Source organism: Melioribacteraceae bacterium (assembly GCA_035362835.1).
Taxonomy (GTDB): Bacteria; Bacteroidota; Ignavibacteria; order Ignavibacteriales; family Melioribacteraceae; genus DSXH01.
On the sequence record DAOSDY010000001.1, the window covers coordinates 653,490 to 678,405 of the forward strand.

The following is a 24,916-nucleotide window of genomic DNA, read 5'->3' on the forward strand; positions in this document are numbered from 1 at the left end:
TTAAGGAGGATTAATGAGATCACTTAAGGATATAATTTTATCCAAGGAATTATACACTGTCCGCAGCGGTTCAAAAATTATTGATGTCGTTAAATATATGGCCGGGCACAATATCGGGCTTGTGCCGGTCCTCTCCGGCGACGGGAAATTACTGGGTGTCTTTTCGGAGAGGGATCTTGTAAGACGTGTTATTTCCAGCGGCCTCGATCTTCATACTTCTGTAGTAGATAATGTTATGACAAAAGAGCTTGTTATTGCCAACATAAACGAGTCGCACCAGGAATGCCTTAAAAAGATGAAAGACAAAAAAATCAGGCATATTTTAGTAATAGAAAACGAAAAACTTGAGGGGATAATCTCTTTAAGGGATCTCTTAGAGATCGATTTGCAGGTTCAGCAGGAAACAATTGAAGTACTTCACAATTATATTTATGCGAAATAAAAATGGAAAATTTATTTTCAGGTCAGCTAGACGCCGTAAGCATAATCCAGTTAATGCTTGCACCGGCGGTAATGATAAGTGCATGCGGTCTCCTTTTATTAGGTATGAACAACAGGTATTCGCTCGTTGTTAACAGGATCCGTTTACTGAATGAAGAGAAGAGGCGTATACTCATCAAAGTTGGAGAGAAGCCCCCGACAACTGATGAAAACATCCGTCTTGAGAGTATTGCAAAGCAGATTTCATTCCTTGTATACAGGGTAAAACTGATTAGGAATTCTGTTCTTTCTTATGTATCGGCCGTGGGTTTATTTGTTTTAACTTCCCTGCTTTTAGGAGTATCCTCATTCATGCCGATTTTCAAGCTCAATTATTTTATTATCGCGACATTTCTTCTCGGAATGATTTCGGTTCTTACGGGAGTGATCTTTGCAGGATTCGAAACAAAAAAAGGCTATGATATTATAAAATTTGAAGTAAGCGCACATGACTGATAATCAGTACTTATCGAAGAAAGACCTTCTAGACCCGGTCAACATGATTTTTCTCTACTCTCGGGGAGCATTCCCGATGGCCGATCCTTCCGGGGAAATTGAATGGTACATGCCTCAGATACGGACAATAATTCCTCTAAACAGATTCAACATACCGCGTTCATTAAAAAAAATTATTGAACAGGACCAGTTTGAATTCAGGTACGACACACTTACACTTGAAGTAATCCGGAATTGTGCGGAACGTGAATCAACCTGGATCTCCGGCGAACTGATCGACGCATATAAAGGTCTATTTAACGCAGGACATTTACATTCGGTTGAAGTTATGCTAAACAATCAGCTTGCTGGCGGACTTTACGGAGTAACATACCGCGGAGCCTTTTTCGGAGAATCGATGTTCTCAAGAAAATCTCAGGCATCCAAATGCGCGCTTGTAAAGCTTGTGGAAAGACTGAATGAAAAAGGTTTTAGACTTCTTGATGTTCAGTACCAGACCGATCACCTTAAAATGTTCGGTGCAGAGGAGATCACTTTCGAGGAATTCAACCGGCTTCTGAACGAATCCCACAAAATCAATCCGAGTTTTTCCTGAATTAATAGAGTTCTAAGACGTCAAAAAATTATTATATTTGCCTGTAAAATTGAAGTATTTCAATCAGAATTCTCAACCTTTCAGAGGGTAAAATGAAAAAGATTTTTAGCGCTATTTTGATTTCATTCCTTTTTATTTCTGTTAATTACGGGCAGACATTTGGCGGAAGTTTAATGCTTGGATCACCTCAGGGTGATTTCAGGACAAATGTAGACCGGCTTGGCTATGGAATTCAGGTTCATGGCACCTTATGGGCTCCCAGCAATGAAAGGCCTTTCACTGTCGGTTTGAATCTTGGTTATATGGTCTACGGTGAAATTTCCGAACGGAGACCTTTAAGCAACACGATTCCTGATGTGATGGTGGAGGTGAACCGTACAAATAATCTGGCAAATCTCCATCTCCTTTTACAGATTTCCCCATTTACGGGAACAGTTCGTCCTTACATAGAAGGCCTGTTCGGAGGTGCATACATATTTACAACATCCGAAGTAAAAAGCGAGAGCACGCAAATTACGTTCGCCGAATCAACCAACTGGGACGATTTCACATGGAGCTACGGAGCCGGAGCCGGATTGCTGCTACTGATTTCTAAAGATATGGCAGAAGTAAAAAATCTCTATCTTGATATTAAAGCCAGATACGTCTACGGATCGGAAGCCCAGTATCTGACAGAGGATGATATAACTATTAATAACAACCGAATTATATATTCACCGAGGAGATCTAAAACAGATCTTCTTACATTTCATATAGGTGTGGTGGCATATTTTTAGACAGATCACTTCATAAAATTTTCATTAATTAAATATCGGTAGGAAATATGGTAAGCTATAAAGAACTCGGATTAGTAAACTCGAAGGAATTATTTGCAAAAGCAGTAAAGGGCGGATACGCAATACCGGCTTTTAACTTCAACAACCTCGAGCAGCTTCAGGCAATAATTGGAGCGTGCGTTGAGACTAAATCTCCTGTAATTCTTCAAGTATCCAGCGGTGCGCGTAAATATGCGAATCAGACATTATTGAAACACCTGGCAAAAGGAGCCGTTGATTATGCTAAAGAGCTCGGCTATTCAATTCCCATTGTACTCCACCTAGATCACGGCGATACGCTTGAACTCTGCAGGTCGTGTATTGAGTCGGGATTCTCTTCGGTAATGATCGACGGGTCCCATCATCCGTACGAAAAGAATGTTGAGCTTACAGCTCAGGTTGTGGAATATGCTCATAAGTATGATGTTACGGTTGAAGGCGAACTCGGTGTACTTGCGGGCATTGAAGATGATGTATCGAGCGAAGTAACACATTATACAAAACCGGAAGAGGTAGAGGACTTCGTTAAAAAGACGGGAGTAGATTCTCTTGCAATTTCTATAGGAACTTCGCACGGTGCGAATAAATTTACTCCTGCGCAGTGCACACGTAACGAAGACGGAATCCTGATTCCCCCGCCGCTCCGTTTCGATATTCTGGAAGAATGCGAAAAAAGAATTCCCGGATTCCCGATAGTTCTGCACGGTGCTTCTTCGGTTCCTGCAGACCTAGTAAAGATTATCAACAGTAACGGCGGCAAACTGAAAGATGCCGTCGGTATACCCGAAGACCAGTTAAGAAGAGCGGCTGCCTCTGCAGTCTGCAAAGTAAATATCGATTCCGACGGACGTCTTGCGATGACAGCTGCGATAAGAAAAGTATTCACAGACAATCCGGCTGAATTCGATCCGAGAAAATATCTTGGTCCGGCACGCGACTCTTTGAAAGAACTTTACAAGCACAAAATTGTAAACGTACTAGGTAGCGCCGGAAAAGCCTGAGTTGTTATTCCTGATGAATTAGATAAAAGAAAGCCCCGCACAGCGGGGCTTTCTTTTAAATCTAAAGATACGGAGCGGATTATTTTGACAGAAGATAATCGGCCATCTTACCAAGGTCTTTTACGTCAAGATTCCCGTATGAAGGCATTACAATATTTCTATACTGCAGCTTATAATCCTGAAACCTTTTATCACCGCTGTAAGAAGATGGATTCCTAAGATAATTAATCAGACCGTCGCGGGACCAGAATTCCTTGAGGCCTGCGAGAGCCGGAGCCATTTTGGTCCCTTCCATATTCTGACCGTGGCAGGCAACGCATCCGCTCTGTTTTATAAGTGTAAGTCCGTCTAATTCAGGGCTTTCCTGCTGCGAAGATCCACTGTTATAATTTTCATCCATCATATGCGGAACCACTTCATCCTTTTGTGTAATCCTGCCGATTATAAAGAAGATCAGGAACAAACCGAGAAAAGCAGCCATCCATTTTTGAGCATTCGTCATATTAAATTACCTTTCCTGTAATATTAGCGTGATAAAATTAACCCGATTAAACTTTATTAACAAATTCTGCATGAAGATAAGTCGGCAATAATATTTCCAGATCAATTCGATCAGTGAATAAATATTAGTTTCCGGCACCCTCAGCAACTTCGCGATCATAAAAATTCCTGTATTTAACAACGGAGTTGAATATGGCCCGCGCAATTTCATTCTGACCATTATTACTGTTCAGATAAGCCTCATCCTTCCGGTTAGAAAGAAAACCTGTCTCAATCAAAACGCCCGGCATAGAAGCACCTACCAGGACATAGAATCCTGCCTGCTTAATTCCGAGCGATGGAATCTCAACACTCTTTTTCCATTCCTGGTTCAGTAGGTCGGAAAATTTTTCGGAGTAGCGCATATACTGTGAATGGGCCATGCTGACAAGTATGAAATTTTCATCTGTAAGTTTCTGATACCGGTCGGGATTATCTTCCAGTTTAATTACACTGTTTTCGAACTCGGCTATTTCAATTGCGTCCTGTGTCTTGCCCGGTCTTAAAAGATAAACTTCAAAACCTCTATGACTAATATCCTTTTTAACTGTAGAATTGCAGTGGATCGAAATGAATAATTTACCGCCGGCCTCATTGGCAATTTTACCACGTTTAAAAAGTTCTATGAACTGATCGGTCTTACGCGTATAAACAATCTTTACGCCGGGGAGTTCTTTTTCAAAAAGGGCGCCGAGTTTAAGAGCCAGCCTGAGATTTATATCCTTTTCTTTAACGCCCGTTACACCAATAGCCCCGGGGTCTTTACCCCCGTGACCCGCATCAATAACAACCGTATCAAAAATCCATTTGGATTTGGAATCGGTTACAGGAAGATTCTGCGAAGTGAAAAGTTTATTATGAATTGTAATCATAATGTCGTTGCTCTCAAGGTCGAGGAAAGCTTCCGATGATGAGAATCCTTCGTCGAGCGAAAACTCGAGCTGAGAATTCTTTTGGGAAAGGGCAACCCGTCTTACACTTTTTACTAGTCCGGCACTTTTAATACTGTTTATAATATCAGGTGCCATCGAAATTCCGGGGAAGAAAACATAAAGTGTATTGTTGTTAATTGAGTGGCGCGGTATCGGTAACTTACGGGATGTCTTAAGTCTTATCAGAGTTCCGTTCGATTTTTCCTCAATGTTCAGAAGATAAATATCGTACCTGGAAACAGGCGGTTTTGAGGGCTGGGATTTATCGATTGTTTTTGATTCGGTCTCCGTTTCCTTTTTCTCATCTTCAAGGTTTACATAGAAGAGATCCGGTGAATAGGGTTCATCAAAAACGGTCAGACTTTTTGTACTGTTGTCGAAACTGATTTTTTTACCGAATGCAAGACTAAGATAATTCTGGCAATAGAGGAGAGGAACAAAGACATCGTTATTAATCAGCAGGGTTGAGATCGGAAGTTGATAAATACTTGTTGTGTTATCAGAGCGCCTTGTTAAAATAAGAAACTGATTCCTGGCAGTAAGCTTAATGGTGTAATCCGGGAATTTGATCTCAAGCTTTGCGGCATCCTGGTTATAGAAAATATTTGCCGAAAGAATTGATGCGATCTCTTTACCCGATACAAATGCAAACCCATTCCTTGAAATATATGATAGAGTCGATTCCCTTCCGTTGATTTCAACAGAAATTTTAAGAAGGCGCTGAGCGTTCAGATCTGCAGAAATCAAAATAAGAATTATCAAAAGATATTTTACCAGTGTACTTCTCATTCCGTATTAACCGATGAAAGGGATAAGGAAACCGCTTCTTTTTTTATACTCTGTAAATTCGCTCTTAAAATATCCGGCTAACATCTTTTCTTCTACCGAAGCGCGCATAATAAAAAGAGGAATTTCAAGAATCAGGATTAACGGGAGAGCCAAGTAACTTATCAAAGCTACTCCTGCACCGAGATCACTTAAAATCTGACTTAGATACTGGGGATGACGGATAAATTTATAAATTCCATTTGTATATAATTTGTGATCTTTTAAAATCACTATATCGGGTGCATAAGAACTTCCAAGTGATCTGTAGGAATAGACCTGCAGCCAGGAAAAAACCGCAAAGAATCCCAGTCCTATAAACCGGGTCGTTTGTATCAATCCATCTTTCTCATTATCCAAAGTACCTATATTAAAAATCCCCAGTACGATCAGAATCAATACAACAGCCGAAACATTCGGGGGAATTTTCTGAAGAAAAGTATCAGGTTTTACAACAACTTTGGTAATAGAAGTTTTCAACCCTTTCCGGGCCCCTCCCCAGTTTGCGGTCATAGAAAGGAATAAGATAATTGCTGCAATCAGATTAACTGGATCCATATTGATGTCATTTAATAAAATCTGAACCCAATATAATAACTTTAGAATAAATCCTGCCGGCAGAAATTGAGGTCCATTCGTTTACATTTTTACCTGTCACAGTTACATGCTGATAGAAAATAGCTTGAAAAAAACCTGAATTTAAGCCCGTTTACTCGTCAAGTCTTAGCACAATTTTTGTGTAACAAAGCCGGGAAAACCGGGGGGATTTTTTATCAAGCAAGATGTATTAAAATTATGAACACAGGACAGATGTTAATTACAATAGCCGCATTACTACTGCTTTCTCTGGTAATTTTGAGAATAAATAATGTCTTCTTCAGCACGAGTTCGGTAATGCTCGATACAAAATTCGGAGTTCTGGCAGTCTCACTCGGTACTTCAATAATCGAGGAGGCCAACAGCAAAGCATTCGATAAAGCAACTGATACAACTTCTATAAGTCAAACTTCTGTTCTTACGACAGTAGCATCACTCGGCCCGGAAGCAGGCGAAATATATCCGAATTTCAACGACTTTGACGATTTCAACGGATATGTCCGGAGTACAGCCGGGGATTCTTCTTTTCAATCTGCTCCGTTTTATATCTCCTGTCAGGTTGGTTACATAACTCCTTCCAATCCGGAATCATTTGTTTCTTCACAGACATGGCATAAAAAAATAAATGTGACCGTAACAAGTCCTTCTATGAAGGATACAATCCGTTTATCATCAGTCTTCAGTTACTGGTATTTCAGGTAGTCAAATGGGATTTAGTACGTTAATCGACATATTGGGTTCAACTATAGTAGGCGGTTTGCTCTTCCTGATACTGCTTAGAATGAATGATGCCTCAGTTAAAAACACTTATAACTACGGCGGGGAGCTGATTGTTCAGCAGAACCTCGTAGAAATTGTTGCCCTTCTGGAATATGATTTCAGAAAGATCGGTTACTGTAAAAATTGGGAACAGATTCCGGATCCCTCTAAAGCAATTCTGGCTGCCGATTCAAACAGCATTTCGTTTCTTACTGATGTTGATTCAGATGAAATTGTTGATACGCTTCATTACTACCTGGGTTCACCCGATTCACTTTTAGAAACACCTAATCCTGATGATCGGTTGTTATACCGTGTGGTCAATAATGATACACCGGGGGGTTCGAACCTTGGTGTTACAAAATTTAAAATGATCTACTTCAATGCTCTCGGACAGCAGCTTCCCTTCCCGATAACAGTACCAAGTTCAATCTATACTATGAGAATCGATATAAAAGTTGAAAGTACTATTGCATATGAAAATGAATACTCAACAGTATTCTGGCGGCAGATCAGACTTGCTGCACGAAATCTAAAAAACAGGTGACCTGACATGGGCGGAAAAGGAGCTATACTACTTATACTCGGATTCAGTTTAATTTTTCTTGTTGTCGGACAGAATTTTGCCGGATTATCAATCCGTGCAGTTGATAATGAGTCCAAATATTTCATCGATGCTGTTTCTCATAACCTTGCTATTACGGGCGCCAACATGGCGGCCAATCAATTATTTATGGATAAATACTGGGAAGCCGGTTATTCCAATCTCAGTTTCGGCGGAGGAAAGATAAACGTTTATATAAGCAATAACATCAACGGACTGACAGGTAAGACTACAATCTGTCATAAACCAGAAAATGATGGCGGCACAACTATCTCAATTGCCACAAGTTCGGTCTCTGCTCATCTGGCCCATGGCGATTATCTCGGTCCATGCGGCGGTGCCGAATTTGACGATCAGATTGCGACAATTATTTCCGAAGGCAGTTATAAGGGTGTTACCAAAACTATAATTGTACAATTAAAACCGAGTAACTTTGCAAAGTTCGGAAATTTTTATTCCTCGATGAGCGCTTACCCTGCGACCGGCGATACTTTCAACGGACCATTCCACGTGAATGCAAAACTGACAACCGATGGCACTCCTGTCTTCTGGGGTAAAGTCACCACAAGAAACGGATTGAAAAAACAAGGCACACCAGCCGATCCGAAATTTTACGGCGGATATGAAACCGGTGTCGATCTCCCCCTTCAATTCGATACAACCGGACTCCGTTCCCATGCAAGCCGGATTTTCAGAGATACAACAAACAATAATTATATTACCAATGTCCGTCTCTATTTCAATAATGACGCAACCGTTACATACAGTCAAAGTATAAACAGCGGTGCATGGAGTACCCCTAAAACAGTTTCGGTTACTTCTTTTGCGCCCAGTGGAGTTGTTTATGTTGAAAGAGGAAATATTTATACAAAGGGGACTCTTGACGGAAGGATTACAATTGTTGCTACGAAAATAAATTCAACCGGTGCGGGACAGGTTTTTTTCGAAGATAACATTGTTTACAAAGATGATCCTAGAGTAAATCCGAATTCGAACGATATGCTTGGAGTAATTGCCGAGAGTAATATAAGAATTCAGGATAATGCAAGCACTCGCGGGAAAAGCATTAGCACACATGCTTCTATGTTCTCACTTACCGGGAATATCGGTCCCGAGTATGGTCTTATAAACCAGTCATTCCTCGGAAACTGGAATATACTTGGCGGTTTAATCGCAAAAGACACACGCCAAACAGCGGTATACTCGGGCAGCACTCCGGTTAAAGGCCTAAGATTTGTCCACTCTTACGATACCCGTTTTTTACTTTCGGTTCCGCCATATTTTCCGCACACACAGAATTTTGAAGTTGTCTCATGGTATGAGTAATAATGAATATTTTTTGATTTGATCAGCTTCATTACATTCAGATTTAAGATGAATTTATAAAGATTAATTTTTTTCTTTGAATTTCGATAATAATAGAAGGTTTTCTAAATCCGGCCGGAATGCTTTGCAGCACAGTATTAGTGTAGAATAAGGCCGGCAATTTTTATATCTTTTTGCGGGAATTGTTAGAGAATAAATGAATACCGGACAAATGTTAATAACGATTGGAGCCGTATTTTTATTAAGTATGGTAATCCTGACTACTAACCGGGGTTTGATCACAACAAACTCGACGATGATAGATAACCGTTACGGAATACTTGCCACCTCTTTAGCTACTTCAACAATTGAGAAAGCTACCGGCAAAGCATTCGATAATAATACAGACACGATCGCTGTTACATCATTAACAACTCTTACTAATATAAATTATTTAGGAATTGATGCCGGTGAGAACGCAACTAATCCGGAAGGATTCAACGACTTTGACGATTACAACTGTTATAGAACAAACCCTAAACTGGATACACTTGCATTCGAAGGAACAAACAGAAGAATAGTTTTCCGGACATTCTGCAGAGTGGATTATGTTTCGCTTAATAATCCTAACTCGGCTTACAACCAGAGAACCTGGCATAAAAGACTGATTGTTCGGGTTATTAGTCCGGAGATGACCGATACAATAAAGTTATCAACAATATACAGTTACTGGTATTTCAGGTGAGATATGGGTTTTAGCGCAATACTCGACATAATAGGATCAACAATAATTGGCGGAATGTTATTAATGATTCTGCTTAGAATGAACGATTCTGCCGTACAGAATAATTACCAGTACAGCGGCGAAAGAATTGTTCAGCAGAATCTGGTTGACGTTGTAAAACTTCTGGAATACGATTTCAGAAAGATCGGATACTGCAACAACTGGATGGCAATACCAAACCCCGCAGTGGCAATTATTCGCGCTGACTCAAACCGTATTTCATTCCTTACTGACATTGTAACAACTTCAAATGCATACGGAGACGGGGTTGTAGACACATTACACTACTATCTCGGGCCGGCATCAGAATTGACAGTTACACCAAATCCGTTCGACAGGTTATTATACCGTGTAGTCAATTCAACAACACCGGGCGGTTCAAACCTGGGCATAACTCAATTTAGACTCACCTATTTTGACGCAAACGGAGATACTATTTCAACAATGCCTGTTTCGCCTCCGCTTGGAATAGCAGCAATTCAAATTGATATGGCAGTGGAGAATCCGGCCGCATACGGCAATGATTATGCGGCTGATAAAAGGGTTCTTTGGAGACAGGTAAGATTACCGGCAAGAAATTTTACTTTAAGGTAGGAAAAGTAGATGGGTGGAAAAGGAGCAATATTATTAGTACTTGGTTTCTCCATTATTTTTATGGTGGCGGGAAGAAATTTTAACAGCATGGCAACTGCGACTGTTGAAAACTTTACCAATTACTATTTTGATGCAAAGGCTCATAGCATTGCAGCAACCGGTGTTAATCTTGTAACGAATCAGGTGTTTTTAAATAATTCCATTGCAGATCAGACATTTAATTACAGCTACGACGGCGGGACTATAAGAGCGGTTCTTTCAACCGTTGATGCCTATCAGAATATAAGGGAGCTTAACGTTACAGGCACTTACGGAAACTATTCGACTAATATTAGAATAGTATTAAGGCCGAGTTCATTTTCAAAATATGCTTACTTTTCACACTCAGAATCTGCCAATATATATTGGACGACTACTGATACTGTTTGGGGTCCTCTGCATACGAACGGATCATTACGTGTTGCTGACAGGCCCGTTTTTATGGGAAAGGTTACAATAGACGGACGGCTTGTTAAATACAGCAACAGTGCCCGGCCTCAATTCCTCGGCGGATTCCAGACCGGTGTTCATATCGCTATCCCCTCAAACGGCGTATCGAACCTTAATGCAGCCGCAACTGCCGGCGGATACAAATTTACAGGACGGTCTCTGGTTTATCTCGAATTCAGGGGTGACAGTATCAGATACAGATACAGCAGTTCCGGGACCTGGAACTATGCATTGGCTTCGACATTCGCGCCCAACGGGGCAATTTTTGCAGAGAATGCCGAGTTGAGAATTAAAGGGAGAGTAAAAGGAAGATTTACAATAGGATCTTCCGGAACCGGAGGAGACCGGGGAAAAATCTATCTGGACGATGATATTTATTATAATACCGATCCGCAGGTAAATCCGAATTCACAGGATATGCTCGGGATAATTGCGCAAAGAGATATTGAGATTACCAACAATGCCGCCAACAATAACAATATAAAGGTTCAGGCTTCAATTTATTCGGAATCCGGATCCTTCCAGGCAGAGGATTACCAGAGCAGGCCGGTTGCAGGCGCTATTCAGTTGTATGGCGGCGTAATTCAGAATGCAAGAGGTCCGGTTGGCGAGTTCAGAACTGTCGGCGGAGTATCAACAATTATAAACGGATTCTCGAAACGTTACCGTTACGATGACAGGTTCATGGTTGCCAGTCCCCCGTTCTTCCCGGGTACAGGCAATTTCGAAATTGTTTCATGGTTTGAATAAACTCTACAGCAGATTTATCAAAGCTTCATTAATATTCTTATACCTGAAATTATAACCGTGTTCAACCAATCTCGCCGGAATCACTTTAACGCCGTAAACCAATGCTTCGGCTGCTTCACCGAGAATCATTTTAAGTGCAAATTCCGGAACCCTGAATAAAGAGGGCCGTTTCATTATTCTGCCAAGAGTAGCTGCAAATCTTTTCATGTCTATGAACTCTGGAGCGACTGCATTTACAGGTCCTTCAATTTTTTCTTTTTCAATTACAAACCTGAAAATCTCTGCAGCATCGTCGATACTTACCCATGGGAACCACTGTTTGCCGCTGCCTAAAGGGCCTCCTATAAAAAATTTAAAAGGAAGTATCATTTTCTTCAACGCGCCTTCATTCTTATCAAGTACAATTCCCAGTCTTACACTCACTCTTCTTACACCGTATTTTTCAACTTCAGCCGCTTCATTCTCCCATTCGGATACAACATCGGCCAGAAATCCTTTTCCTTTTTTACTGTTTTCGTCGGCTTCAAAAAATCCGTTTCCGTAAAAACCGATTGCCGAAGAATGGACGAACAATTCCGGTTTAACTTCCGCGTTTTCAATCCCTTTAACCAGTGCCCTTGTCGATTCAATCCTGCTGTTAATTACTTCTTTTTTATGTTTAGCGGTCCATCTCCGGGCCATAATATTTTCGCCCATAAGATGTATTACAACATCCCTACCATTCACAAAACCTGCAGGATCTGTTTTATAATTCCACTCAATATATTCAACAGCATCAGGAATAACACTTTTCGCTCTTTCGGTCGATCTGCTTACAATAGAAACCCGGTTTCCCTCTTTAATCAGCCGCCTGGCAATGTTGCTTCCTATAAAACCTGTGGCACCCGTTATGACTATTTTTTTATTCACAAATTACCTTTTTTTCTTTACAACAAAATTGATAAATAAAAAGTTTTGATTCAGAATTAATATTTTTCGGAACTTGTTATAGAGGTATTGCTTTTGATATATTGAATCTTCAAGTAAGAGGGTGAAATATTGTTTTCCGGAATTATCTACAGGGGGAATATGAATAAGTTAATTATATTGCTGCTATTGAACAGCTATTGTTTTGCGCAGCAATTTTCGGTGTCGGGGAAAATAACCGACAGCAATAGTGGTGAACCTCTAAGTTATGCCAACATCCGGATCGCCGGTACAACAATCGGTACGGCTGCAAATCTTGACGGTGATTTCGAACTTAAACTTAAAACCGGCAATTATTCCCTCATTACATCATTTATCGGATATAAGTCCGATACTGTTAAAGTTGATCTTTCTGCAGACAGAAATATTAGTATTCGCCTGGAACCGATTCCGGTTAAGCTCCCCGAGATTACAGTTCTGCCGGGTGAGAATCCGGCCGACGAAATTATCCGCCGGGCTATCGAAGCTAAGAAGACCCGCGAGGAGAAGATCGATTCATACATTTTTAAAGCTTACACCAAAGGTCTCGTAAAAACCACAAAGGATATTACAACATCGGACAGAAGCGTTGGAATTTCAATCGGAACTAAAGATACAGGGGATTTGAAAATAACAGGTATCATAGAAAACGAAAGCAAAGGATATTTTAAGAAACCCGATTATTACAAGGATGAAATAATCGCACGCAAACAGTCAGCCAATACTCCATCTACAATTAATATTTTAACGGGAGGGCGGCTGCTTCAGAATTTTTATACGAATGACATTCAGTTTTTCACAAGACCTTTAACAGGTCCTATCGCCGATAACGCGCTGGATTATTATTACTATATCATCGAAGACACTCTGGCAATGGACAATAAAAATGTTTTTCAGATCTACTTCGAGCCGATTGATAGAACCGCTCCGGGATTTTACGGTAAGATTTATATAAAGGACGGTACATTTTCCCTGGTTAAACTTGATGTTAATTTAAACAGCGCTGCAAACCCCGGCGGAATTTTTACAAGGATAAATATTTTTCAGCAGTTCGTTCCATTCGAAAACGGTATTGTAATGCCTATCGACTACCGTGTTTTTGTTGAAGGAAATTTTCTGGGTCTTGCCAAATTCGGCTTCGAGCTTAATACGATCTTCTACGATTACGAAATCAACAACAGAATCGACCCTGATTTCTTCGATATGATTGTTATTAAAGTAATGCCCGACGCCGATAAGAAGGATTCAACATTCTGGCGTTCGACACAGACAATTCCGAATACTCTTCAGGAGATTGAGGCTTACAGGAGAATCGACAGCCTGGAAACAATTCCGAAAGATTTCTGGGATGATTTTTCCATCTTATCATCCAGTCTGCGGCTAAGCGATAATTTTTCAATTTCAGGGCCGTTATCCCTCTACAGTTTCAATAACATTACCGGTCATGCTCTGAACTTCGGTTTTTCAATCTCTAACGAGCTGGATAAAAGACTGAATTTGAGCGGTGACATTGCTTACGGATTTTCCGATAAAAAGTTTGAAACCGACTTTTACGCGAGATACTATCTGGGAGACTACAGGACAACCACTGTAAGTCTTAAAGCTTTTAACAAGCTTACCGATTTGTTCGGCGAATCGGTGAGGTATGACCGTTCTACATCTACACTTACAAGTCTGCTCGGCAAATACGATTTCAGGGATTACTATTACACGACAGGAATAGAAGCTAAGATAACCGGCGAAATTTTTCCAATCCTTCGTGCCGGAATCGGTTTATTAAACCGGACGGACAACAGCGCAAACAACAATTCCAACTTTTCAATTCTGAACAGATCCAAAGTATACCGCACCAATAAGCTTATCCGCGAAACACGTGTAAATGCTGTTACTGCAGAATTTTCAATTGATTTCAGGAAGTTTATTGAAGATGGTTACTTCCGCCGAAAGATTTCGTTCGGCGGTCCGAATTTAATTTTTAATGGCAAAGCCCTTTTAAGCGATCGTTCTTCGCTTAAAAGCAGTCTCGATTTTCAATTCTATGAATTAAACCTGTCGGGTTTTATCCCGCTATTCAAGACTACCGCGCTCAATTTTCTAATTAAGGGGATCGGATCGAAAGGCGAAGTGCCGCTTCAGATGATGTATGCCCTTCCGGGTAATATCGAAAGCGTCGGCAGGGAGTATTCATTCAGAACTTTCGGCATCGGCGAAGTATTCGGCGATAACGGAATTATCTTTACGGCCCAGTATAATTTGAACGATGAATTATTCCGACTGCTGAAGGTCCCTCTGCTTAAGGATTGGAATCTGATTCTCACAACCTATTTTAACGCGGCACTGCTCAGGATATCTGACGAGAGCAAACGAATTCTTCCCGCACAGTACACAGAATTCGACAAGCCGATCTACGAGCTCGGTTTCAGTATCGGTCAGATCCTCTTCCCCATAACTGTTGAATTTACATGGAGACTTAATTACAGGGGTAATAATAATTTTGTTATTGGATTTAATACTTTTGTGTTGTAGAGTATTTTAAAATATCTTTCAGTGAATTCATTTGAGGTAATGATGAAAAAAATTTTTCTGTTCTTATTTCTGATTTTTTCTTTCAGCCCGATTTTTTCCCAGACTTTGAAAATAGAGAAAGTAGAACCGCCCAACTGGTGGACCGGAATGAAATGGAACAATATCCAATTGATGATATACGGGGAAAATCTGAATGGTATATCGGCTAAGTTTTCGGACAGCAGGATAAAAATTAAAAAAATTCATACACCCGAAAATTCTTCTTATGCATTCATCGACATAAAGATTCCCGACCGGCTCCCGTCAGGCGATTACAAACTTGAATTGAGAAACGGATCCGGAAAAGCATCCATCGACTTTCCCGTTTACCAAAGGGAGAAAGGGATACGTCACCAGGGATTTTCCGGCAATGATATAATTTATTTGCTGATGCCGGACCGGTTTGCAAATGGAGACCATGCTAACGACTCAATTTCCGGATATTACGATTCGATGCAGAGAATTCCGAACGAGTGGCGGTTCGGCGGAGATATCCAAGGAATGATCGATAAACTCGATTATTTGAAAGACCTGGGCGTTACGGCTGTCTGGGCCACACCACTAGTAGAGAACAATACTTTCCGTTCATATCATGGTTATTCCGCAACAGATTTTTATAATACCGATCCGCGGCTCGGTTCAAACCAGCTTTACAAAAAATATGTTGATGAAGCTCATAAAAGAGGAATCAAAGTAATTCTGGATCATGTGGCTAATCATTTCAGCGATAATCATCCGTGGATGAGAAATCTGCCGATGAAAAACTGGATCAACGGATCAATTGAGGATCATCTCCCAGCGAATCATCATAAGATGATCTTTACGGATCCTTATGCGGATAGTTCCACTATCAAACATGTTGAGAGGGGATGGTTTGTTAGAGACATGGTCGATATAAATCAGGAGAACCTGTTCGTCCAGAATTATATAATACAGAATACAATCTGGTGGGTCGAATTTTCCGGTCTGGACGGGATACGCGAAGACACTCACCCTTATAACAATCAGAAATTTATTGCGAGTTGGGCCAAAGCAATTCTGGATGAATTTCCGACATTAAACATAGTAGGTGAAGTATGGACTGGAGAAAGTGATTTTCTTGCAGCTTACCAGAGAGACACTTTCCTTAAAAAGAATTTTAACACCCATCTACCCTCCCTCACCGATTTCGGTCTGCGCGATGTACTGATTGATTTTGTTTCCGGAAGAGGTGGACTGTATAAAGTATTCAATGTAATTGCAAAGGATTTTCTTTTTACAGATCCTTCGCAATTAGTTACGTTTGTTGATAACCACGACCTCGAACGTGTAATGTACTATGCAAACGGAAATGTTGATAAAGTAAAACTCGCTTATGTAATAATGATGACAACTCGAGGAATACCATCCGTTTTCTACGGCTCCGAAATCGGGATGACAGGCGGACGCGGACACGGTGTTTTAAGAGCACCGTTCCCGGGCGGATTTCCAAGCGATAAACAGAATGGATTTGAAAAATCAGGCCGCAGTGATTTCGAAAACGAATTTTTTAACTTTATCCGGAATTTAATTCATATCAGAAAAAGTCACAGCGCATTTATTAACGGCAAACTGATTCATTATCCTCCGGTATCAGATGTTTATTACTATTTCAGGGAGGATGGCAACAGAAAATTTTTAATTGTTATAAACGGAAACGAAAAAGAAGCCTTAGTTGATTTGAATCCGGTTAAGCACCGGATCGGAGAAAAAACAAGTCTGATAGAGTTGATAACAAATTCGAAAAGAATTCTGGAGAGTGATTTAATTCTGAAAATGAATCCGTTATCAGCCGGTATATTTATGATTGAATAACTGAATAAAACTACTTTTCTCCTTCAATCTTAGAAGCGGATTTCCTGTGCCTTAAATACTCCGTAACACCGGGGAGTATTGAAATAATTATTATCGTAATGATTACTATTGTAAAATTGTTCTTAACAAACTCAAGGTTGCCGAAGAAATATCCGCCGTAAACGAATATGCCGACCCAGATAATTCCGCCTATAACATTGTAAGAGATAAACCGGGAATAAGTCATAGCACCGACTCCGGCTACAAACGGCGCAAATGTTCTGACAATCGGTACAAATCGGGCAAGTATAATCGTCTTACCGCCGTGTTTTTCATAGAATTGATGAGTTCTATCAAGATATTCCCGTTTAAGTATTTTGGGAAAGCGGTCGAATATTTTCATTCCGATATAATGGCCTATCCAGTAGTTAACAGTATCGCCAAGAATAGCAGCGGTAGTAAGAAGAAGAAACAGAAGATGGGGGTCGAACGATCCTTTGGCGGCAAAAGTGCCGGCAGCGAATAAAAGCGAATCCCCCGGCAGAAAAGGAGTAAATACAAATCCGGTTTCTGCAAATATTACAGAGAAGAGGATACCATATGTATAAGCACCGTATTCAAGAATCAGTTCGTGAAGATGATCGTCCAGATTCAGAAATAGATCGATCAGGTAGTTTATTATTTCCATAGATATCCGTTAATTCCTTTCAGTATACGTTTTTTAAAAAAACCGGTAAACAATTTACAAGAAACAGGGTTATTACAAAAACAAAATTCTTAATATCGTCCGCCTGTAATAAAGAAGGTGGATTTGATACGGTAATTGGTTTCAGTGACCTTCTCCAAAATTCTTTTCGCCTGCGGTTACTTCAATTTTCAGATAGTTCTGCGCCGGCGGTAACGGACATGTAGCAAATTTCGTAAAAGCACAGGGCGGATTATAGGATTTGTTAAAGTCTATATAAATCCTCCCTGTAGAGTCGGCTTTTTCAACCGAAAGAAATCTTCCGGCGCCGTAAGTCTCCTTTCCGTTCGTAAGGTCGGCAAATATCAGGAAGTAGGATCTTCCTGAATCCGTAACATCCAGCCTGTATCGATTCCCTTCCATTTCAAAAACAAGCGCGCCCGGAGAAATCCCTTTTTCAACTGTCCCGATAACATTAGGAATATCGATCTCTTTAGGAGGATTATATGATTCAAAGACCGCTTCTATTCTCCAATCTTCGTTAACAGGATAAGATTCAATACCCTGAAAATTTTTTACAAGCGCCGCATCAAGGTCACGGAGTCTGATACCATAACGTTCGCCTCTCTTAATTAAGTTCCACCTGAGAGACCCATGGTCGAGGATTGTAGTTTCTTTCTGCTGGTCGTGCTTAAGAATAATCTCAGAGACCAGTTCGCAATTTTCAAGGAACACTTCAACACCTGCATTAATTTTCATCGTAACGATTGAATCCTTCAGGAAAAAACTTCCCATGAAACCGGGAGATTTTTCTTCTGGGAAAATTATTTGATTCGATTTGTCAGATCCGAATTTATTCTCCCCTTCCCCGAGCCAGAAAAGTCCTGCAAGATTCAGCCAGCCGTTCTCCTTTTTCAGATTTTCAATCCTGACTTCCTTCCATTTTTTTATTCCGGAAACATATGCCGGATCACCCTTCTCTTTTAATTGAGTAGAACAGGAGGAGAAAATTATAAGTGTCTGCACTGCCAATAGTATTCTAAAGTGTTTCATACAATGCCTGATTTTTTTGACTGTTAACTTAAGGATTAAAGCCCCCCGATTCCATACGATTGATGAAGTTACTCTCGGTCAAGCCGGTTTTAGTTGGATATTATGGATTACGACTCATAAAATCGCTCAAAGATTGAATTCCATTTATATCACAATTTATTTATATTCAACCTGAAAAATCATAACAAAATGATTTAAAAAATCCGGATATTAAATGGCCGAAAAAACCAAAGCTGAACTGCTTAAAGAGCTTACCTCCCTAAAAAGAAAGTATAATACACTTCTCAAAAAATCCGAAGCCGAAGGTTCAGCGCTCCTGGAGACAGAAAAGGAGACGCTATTCAATTTTGCTTTTGATAACGCAAATCTGGGAATAATAATTATAAGCAATACAGGAAAAATTATCGGCGCAAACAGTTTTATAACTAGAACTCTCGGATACAGCAACGAAGAACTTTCGAAGATGACTTATACCGATCTCTCCCACCCTCACGACAAAGATATAAGTATAAAGATGTTCAAAGAGATACTTGCCGGTAAAAGAAACACCTATCAAGTAGAAAAAAGATATATTCATAAAAGCGGATCGATAATCTGGGGGAGAGTAAGCGTAACTGCTATTAAGGGGGACAATAAAAAAATTAAATATTTTATTGCCGTTGCCGAGGATGTTACCGGACAGCGCGAAATTATATCCCGCCTGGCGTCTGAAGAAAGATTGCTGAAAGCTTTGATGCACAACATACCCGACAGTATCTATTTCAAAGACCGGGAAAGTAAGTATCTAGTAGTCAACTATTCCAAAGCAAAGAAACACGGTTATGTTAATCCGGAAGAATTGATCGGGAAGACCGATTTCGATTTTTTCGACGAGACACATGCAGTACAGGCATATAATAATGAGCAGGAAATTATTAGAACCGGGCAGCCGATAATCGGTAGAGAGGAAGTTCAAATATACAAAGACGGAAGCACCACATGGGTTTCAACAACCAAGATGCCGCTTTACAATGAAAACAACGAGATAATAGGGACATTCGGGATTACAAGGAATATCACAGACCAGAAGCTCGCAGAAAGAGCCATCAAGGAGAATGAGACGAGGTTTAAAGAACTTTTTAATAATATGAGCAGCGGTTGTTCAATTTACGAAGTGAAGAATGACGGCGAGGATTTTATTTTTAAGGATTTCAATCAGGCAAGCGAGAATTCACTAAATATTAAAAGAGAAGAGATTATTGGTAAAAATATTTTAGACGTATTTACCGGAACAAAAGAATTCGGTCTTCTGGATGTATTCAAGCGTGTCTGGAAAACCGGAAAACCTGAACTTTTTCCTGTAAAAAATTATAAAGATGAAAGAATAACCGGCTGGTACGAAAATTATGTTTATAAATTACCTTCTGGTGAAATCGTTGCCATTTACGATGATGTAACTGAAAAAAAGCAGGCCGACGAAGCTCTTCTTCAGGAGCGGGAGCGGTACCATGTATTATTTGAAAATTCCGCCGACGGAATACTATTAATGACAGACCTATTCGAAGATTGCAACAATTCTACTCTAAAGATTTTCGGTTGTGAAAAAGAGGATATTATTGGTCACCATCCCGCAGAGTTTTCACCGGAGACACAGCCGGACGGTAGCAATTCCACTATAAAGGCAAATGAAAAAATTAAACTCGCTCTTTCCGGTCAACCGCAAAAATTCTACTGGCAGCACAAAAAAATGAACGGCGAGCTTATTGATGTTGAGATCGCATTAAATTCAGTAGTACTCGAAGGCAAAAAATTAGTTCAGGCAACCTTAAGGGATATTAGCGAAAGAATCTACTCGGAAAAACTTCAGAGCGTTATTTATAAAATATCGGAGGCTGCTCAGACTTCGGAGGACATAAATAATCTTTATAAAAGCCTCCATGAAATAATGAGCGAACTTTTACCGGTTAAGAATTTCTATATTGCACTTTATAATGAGAAGGAGGACATACTTACGTTCCCCTATTTTGTTGATGAATACGATCCGCCCCAGCCCCCGAAAAAGCTGGGTAAAGGTATGACAGAGTTTGTTATTAGGAAAGGAGAGGCGGCTTTAATTGACGCAAAACGCGATCTCGAATTACGAGAACAGGGCGAGGTTGAATTGATCGGCGCACCGCAGGCTATCTGGCTTGGGGTTCCGCTAAAACTCGGTGACAAAGTTGTCGGAGCTATGGTTGTACAGGATTATGAGAATGAGAATGCTTACGGTGAAAACGAGAAGCAGCTTCTTATATTCGTATCCGAACAGATTGCACAGGCAATTATAAGGAAACAAAATGCCGAAGCAATCAAAAAATATGTAGATGAGCTGAACCAGCTAAATGCTACAAAAGATAAATTCTTTTCAATCCTCGCTCACGATTTAAGGAACCCGTTCATAACAATACTCGGATTCTCCGAATTACTTCTATCTGACTTTAAGGATTTATCTGACGAGGAAAAGATTTATTACATACAGGAAATGAATAAATCGGCCGAAGTTTCTCACAATCTTCTTCATAACCTGCTTCAATGGTCCCGATCGCAGACTGGAAAAATTGAATTCCATCCACAAAAAATCACACTCTTGGAGATAATTCTTCAAAATATGGAGCTTGTTAAAGCAACCGCACTTAAAAAGCAGATCCTTTTGGTTAACCGGATCGATTCACAAATCCACGTGAAAGCCGACGAGGATATGATTAACACAATCATGCGAAACCTTTTAACCAATGCACTCAAATTCACAAATAAAAACGGATCAATTACAATCTCTTCAACCGAAAAAGATGAGAGGGTTTTCATCAGTGTTAAAGACACCGGGGTTGGAATGGACGACAATACCAGGAATAAATTATTCCGCCTCGATGAGACATTATCAAAAACCGGAACCGATAACGAAACAGGGACTGGACTAGGATTAGTGCTTTGTAAAGAATTTGTTGAAAAACACGGCGGACAGATTAATGTCGTAAGTGAATTAGGTAAAGGATCGGAGTTTATTTTTTCACTTCCCATAGCCGATTAATCATCGCGAAAATTATTATTAAATTCCTTCGAGGTTAGCCATGGCAAATGGAAACCGGTTAGATAACAACAATCTGATTGCAGTACCATCCAGGATTGCGCTTATCTACTTTATTATTTCTTTTTTATGGATCTTCTTTTCCGATAAATTTATTGAGCAGTTCTTCCCCGATGCAGCTACTCTGTCCACATTTCAAACTGTTAAAGGATTGTTCTTTATCGGTATTACATCAATAATTATTTACATTTTAATTCACCGGGATGTGGTCTCAATCCAGAAACAGAAAATGCTATTCCAAAGCATTGTTGAAACAAGCCCTGTCGGCATTACTTTATTAAACGAAAAGGGAGAATTTACATTTGCGAATAGAGAAGCATCCGAGTTATTCGGACTTTCAAAAAAAGAGATCGAATCGCGAAAATATGATTCGCCTGAATGGATAATAAGATCCCTGGATGGACACCCGATTCAACCTGAAGAGCTTCCATTTTATGTTGTTAAAAGGACGAAATCCCCGGTAAGGAATGTTGAATTTACAATTGAATCCCCGGGCAAGAAAAAAATATATCTATCCTTAAATGCTTCTCCCATTTATACCGAAAAATCGAAATTCTCTGGTGTTGTTGCTTCGATCTCGGATGTTACTAAACAGAAACTTTATGAAGAGGAGCTGAACGAGAAAGATCTTTTACTTGAAGAAACCGGAAGAATTGCAAAAGTCGGAGGATGGGAGTTTGACGCCGTCACATTAAAAGGGACATGGACAGATGAAGTGGCACGGATTCACGATTTAGACCCTTCCCTACCGACCAATGTTGAGCTTGGTGTCAGTTTTTATACTGAAGATTCGCGCGCAAAGATTGAAGCAGCAATTAAGGAGGCACTCGAAAACGGGAAACCTTACGATCTTGAACTGGAAATGCTGACTGCTAATAATGTAAATAAATGGGTTAGGACAATCGGGCAGCCCGTTATTAAGAACAACAAAGTAGTTAAAGTGAAGGGTTCTTTTCAGGATATCACCGAGACCAAGCGTGCTGCCGAAAGATTGAAAGAATCACAGACTTTCATTCAGAAAATCACAGATACCATCCCGCTTGCAATTTATATTTACGACATAATAGAAGACCGGAACATTTATACAAACAAAAATATTTTTGAAAAGCTCGGATATACGCCCGAAGAAATATTACAGATGGGAAGTAATTTGTTCCCCAGCCTACTTCATCCGGATGATTTTAAAAAGCTTTCTCAGAACATTAAGAGATACGAAAATGCACAGGAGAATGATGTTCTGGAACTTGAATACCGGATGAAGGATAAGAAAGGGAAATTCCGGTGGCTCCATTCGTGGGATGTTATTTTCTCCAGAACAGCCGATGGAAAACCGAAACAGATACTTGGTGTTGTTGAGGATATTTCGGCAAAGAAGGAGATGCAGATCAAACTGGCCGAATCCCAGACTCAATACCAGAATCTCTTCGAGAATGCGCCGGATGCGGTCTTTATTAATTTTGACGATGAGATTGTTCTGGTAAACAGGGAATTTCAAAATCTGATGCGGGCCGGAGAAAAAGATCAGCTAATCGGACTCTCACCATTCGATATTTTTCATCACGATTTTCACGACAATATACGGCAGAGGATTTTGACAATGCGGGAAACGGGCAGACCTGTTCTGCCGATCGAAGAGAAAATAGTATGCCTGGACGGTACTGAAATAGATGTAGAAGTATCCGCCGCGCCATTCCCTTTACACGGCGGCAATGCGATTCATGTTATACTGCGGGACATAAGCGACCGTAAAAAATCTGAAGAGGAGCTTCAGAGATATCATAATCAGCTCGAGCTTCTTACAAGGCATCTTCAAACTGCAAGGGAGGAGGAGCGCGAATCGATTGCACGCGAAATACATGATGATTTCGGTCAGGTCCTTACATCCATGAAAATGAATCTTACATTCCTTAAAAGGAATATTAACAGCCGTAATAAAGCAGGAGAACATTACGATCTGCTGAACGATATCGATTCGATGGCGGGAATTATAGACCGCTCCGTGATTAAACTGAGAAAACTGATAACCGCTTTACGGCCCGAGGTTCTAGATAAGCTCGGACTAATTACAGCTCTTGAGTGGCAGACAGAGGAATTTAAAAAGGAAACCAGAATCGAATGCAGCTTTTCTACCGATGTAAAAGAACTGAAGCTGGATAAAAACATGGAAATTTCCCTGTTTAGAATTCTGCAGGAATCTTTAAACAATATAGCCAAGCACTCGCGCGCTTCAAAAGTTGAAGTAAGATTCAACAGGGATAAACCGGGATACATTCTGGAAATAACTGATAACGGAATCGGTATGGCAAAAGATAGTCTTACCAGAAATACTTACGGAATAATCGGCATGAGAGAAAGAGCAAAACTGATTAAGGGGGAACTGTCTATCTCCTCAGAGCAGAATAGAGGAACAAAAATTAAATTGTTTGTGCCTGAATTATAAATACCGACGGTTTTGATGCAGGCCACTTTTGAAAAAAAAGAGATGCTATAAACCTAATTTGCTGTTATATTTCAGACACCTGAGAGAAAGGGCTCCAAATGATTAAGATTTTTGTTGCCGATGATCATTCCCTGATACGCGAAGGGATTAAAAATCTTGTGGGACTAGAAAGCGATCTCAAAATTGTGGGTGAGACCGCAGATCCGTTTACTGTTTGTGACCGGATAAGAGAAACCAATCCGGATATTATTCTTCTCGATATTTCCATGCCCGGCAAAAGCGGTCTGGATGTGCTTAAGGAAGTAAAACAGATTCTGCCGGATGTAAAAGTGCTGATTATGTCGATGTTGCCTGAAGACCAGTTTGCCAAGCGGACTCTGAAAGCCGGTGCTTCAGGATATATTACCAAAGACTCACTGCCCGACGATATCCTTACGGCAATCCGGAGAGTCGCTTCCGGCCGCAAGTATGTAAGCGAATTCCTTGCGGAAAAACTTGCAAACGACCTTTATGATCATACCGAGAAACAACCTCATGAAATTCTATCGGACCGTGAATTTCAGATACTCAAAATGATTGCTTCTGGAAAATCTCAATCCGATATTTCTGATGAACTGGCAATCAGTGTAAGTACTGTTAATACTTATCGCAGTAGAATACTGGAAAAACTGAATTTCAAAAGCAACGCTGATATTATACGATATGCGATTCAAAATAATTTGATGGAATAAATTAGCGTAAAGTCATTACAGCACTCAGATTTCATTTTTATCTCACAAGAGTTTTT

22 protein-coding genes are annotated in these 24,916 nt (G+C 40.2%); 16 read left to right on the top strand and 6 right to left on the bottom strand.

The features are described 5' to 3' along the window. Positions 1-13: 13 nt before the first annotated feature. From PLZ15_02780 to PLZ15_02800, 5 genes are all read left to right on the top strand, one after another. Positions 14-442: a CBS domain-containing protein gene (locus PLZ15_02780; GenBank protein ID HOI28659.1), complete on the top strand. Its 429-nt coding sequence runs from the start codon at positions 14-16 to the stop codon at positions 440-442. A 2-nt stretch (positions 443-444) separates the two neighbouring features. Then, on the top strand, positions 445-936 hold the full coding sequence (locus PLZ15_02785; GenBank protein HOI28660.1) for a DUF2721 domain-containing protein: 492 nt from the start codon (positions 445-447) through the stop codon (positions 934-936). Continuing rightward, positions 929-1,531 (top strand): leucyl/phenylalanyl-tRNA--protein transferase, encoded by a 603-nt coding sequence (gene aat, locus PLZ15_02790; GenBank protein HOI28661.1) that lies wholly within the window; start codon positions 929-931, stop codon positions 1,529-1,531. The genes PLZ15_02785 and aat overlap by 8 nt, the downstream gene beginning before the upstream one ends. A 92-nt stretch (positions 1,532-1,623) precedes the next feature. Beyond that, the gene (locus tag PLZ15_02795) at positions 1,624-2,307 is read left to right on the top strand and encodes a hypothetical protein (protein HOI28662.1); all 684 of its coding nucleotides are present in this window, start codon (positions 1,624-1,626) and stop codon (positions 2,305-2,307) included. Positions 2,308-2,354: 47 nt separating this feature from the next. After that, a complete protein-coding gene (locus PLZ15_02800) occupies positions 2,355-3,347 on the top strand; it encodes a class II fructose-1,6-bisphosphate aldolase (GenBank protein HOI28663.1) in 993 nt (330 codons plus the stop codon). Between the two features lie 79 nt (positions 3,348-3,426). Here PLZ15_02800 and PLZ15_02805 read toward each other — a convergent pair whose 3' ends face one another. From PLZ15_02805 to PLZ15_02815, 3 genes are all read right to left on the bottom strand, one after another. Next, entirely contained in the window at positions 3,427-3,849 is a 423-nt protein-coding gene (locus tag PLZ15_02805) for a cytochrome c (GenBank protein HOI28664.1), read from the bottom strand. 124 nt (positions 3,850-3,973) lie between these two features. Further along, a complete protein-coding gene (locus tag PLZ15_02810) occupies positions 3,974-5,608 on the bottom strand; it encodes an N-acetylmuramoyl-L-alanine amidase (protein ID HOI28665.1) in 1,635 nt (544 codons plus the stop codon). 6 nt (positions 5,609-5,614) lie between these two features. After that, a complete protein-coding gene (locus tag PLZ15_02815; protein ID HOI28666.1) occupies positions 5,615-6,202 on the bottom strand; it encodes an isoprenylcysteine carboxylmethyltransferase family protein in 588 nt (195 codons plus the stop codon). 252 nt (positions 6,203-6,454) lie between these two features. On the opposite strand from PLZ15_02815, the gene PLZ15_02820 reads away from it, so the two are divergent. The 6 genes from PLZ15_02820 (at position 6,455) to PLZ15_02845 (ending at position 11,526) form a co-directional block, all read left to right on the top strand. Further along, entirely contained in the window at positions 6,455-6,943 is a 489-nt protein-coding gene (locus tag PLZ15_02820; protein HOI28667.1) for a hypothetical protein, read from the top strand. A gap of 4 nt (positions 6,944-6,947) precedes the next feature. Beyond that, a complete protein-coding gene (locus PLZ15_02825; protein ID HOI28668.1) occupies positions 6,948-7,547 on the top strand; it encodes a hypothetical protein in 600 nt (199 codons plus the stop codon). A gap of 6 nt (positions 7,548-7,553) precedes the next feature. Further along, a complete protein-coding gene (locus PLZ15_02830; protein ID HOI28669.1) occupies positions 7,554-8,930 on the top strand; it encodes a hypothetical protein in 1,377 nt (458 codons plus the stop codon). Between the two features lie 196 nt (positions 8,931-9,126). Beyond that, entirely contained in the window at positions 9,127-9,654 is a 528-nt protein-coding gene (locus PLZ15_02835) for a hypothetical protein (protein ID HOI28670.1), read from the top strand. A 3-nt stretch (positions 9,655-9,657) separates the two neighbouring features. After that, positions 9,658-10,287: a hypothetical protein gene (locus PLZ15_02840; protein ID HOI28671.1), complete on the top strand. Its 630-nt coding sequence runs from the start codon at positions 9,658-9,660 to the stop codon at positions 10,285-10,287. Positions 10,288-10,296: 9 nt separating this feature from the next. Next, positions 10,297-11,526: a hypothetical protein gene (locus tag PLZ15_02845; GenBank protein ID HOI28672.1), complete on the top strand. Its 1,230-nt coding sequence runs from the start codon at positions 10,297-10,299 to the stop codon at positions 11,524-11,526. Positions 11,527-11,529: 3 nt separating this feature from the next. On the opposite strand, the gene PLZ15_02850 is transcribed toward PLZ15_02845, so the two are convergent. Further along, positions 11,530-12,435 (bottom strand): TIGR01777 family oxidoreductase, encoded by a 906-nt coding sequence (locus PLZ15_02850; GenBank protein ID HOI28673.1) that lies wholly within the window; start codon positions 12,433-12,435, stop codon positions 11,530-11,532. Positions 12,436-12,594: 159 nt separating this feature from the next. Between PLZ15_02850 and PLZ15_02855 the strand changes: the two genes are divergently transcribed. Together PLZ15_02855 and PLZ15_02860 are read left to right on the top strand one after the other, a co-directional pair. Continuing rightward, positions 12,595-14,997: a DUF5686 family protein gene (locus PLZ15_02855; protein HOI28674.1), complete on the top strand. Its 2,403-nt coding sequence runs from the start codon at positions 12,595-12,597 to the stop codon at positions 14,995-14,997. 42 nt (positions 14,998-15,039) lie between these two features. Next, positions 15,040-16,869 carry an alpha-amylase family glycosyl hydrolase gene (locus PLZ15_02860; GenBank protein ID HOI28675.1) on the top strand — a complete coding sequence of 610 codons (1,830 nt, stop codon included), beginning with the start codon at positions 15,040-15,042 and terminating at the stop codon, positions 16,867-16,869. A gap of 10 nt (positions 16,870-16,879) precedes the next feature. Here the strand turns inward: PLZ15_02860 and PLZ15_02865 are convergent, their stop codons facing one another. Together PLZ15_02865 and PLZ15_02870 are read right to left on the bottom strand one after the other, a co-directional pair. Next, complete coding sequence (locus tag PLZ15_02865; GenBank protein ID HOI28676.1) at positions 16,880-17,536, bottom strand: DedA family protein; 657 nt, start codon at positions 17,534-17,536, stop codon at positions 16,880-16,882. Between the two features lie 141 nt (positions 17,537-17,677). After that, positions 17,678-18,586: a DUF1684 domain-containing protein gene (locus tag PLZ15_02870; GenBank protein HOI28677.1), complete on the bottom strand. Its 909-nt coding sequence runs from the start codon at positions 18,584-18,586 to the stop codon at positions 17,678-17,680. 214 nt (positions 18,587-18,800) lie between these two features. On the opposite strand from PLZ15_02870, the gene PLZ15_02875 reads away from it, so the two are divergent. The 3 genes from PLZ15_02875 (at position 18,801) to PLZ15_02885 (ending at position 24,860) form a co-directional block, all read left to right on the top strand. Beyond that, entirely contained in the window at positions 18,801-21,632 is a 2,832-nt protein-coding gene (locus tag PLZ15_02875) for a PAS domain S-box protein (protein ID HOI28678.1), read from the top strand. Positions 21,633-21,672: 40 nt separating this feature from the next. Further along, positions 21,673-24,129 carry a PAS domain S-box protein gene (locus PLZ15_02880; protein ID HOI28679.1) on the top strand — a complete coding sequence of 819 codons (2,457 nt, stop codon included), beginning with the start codon at positions 21,673-21,675 and terminating at the stop codon, positions 24,127-24,129. 98 nt (positions 24,130-24,227) lie between these two features. After that, complete coding sequence (locus PLZ15_02885) at positions 24,228-24,860, top strand: response regulator transcription factor (GenBank protein ID HOI28680.1); 633 nt, start codon at positions 24,228-24,230, stop codon at positions 24,858-24,860. Positions 24,861-24,916: the final 56 nt, after the last annotated feature.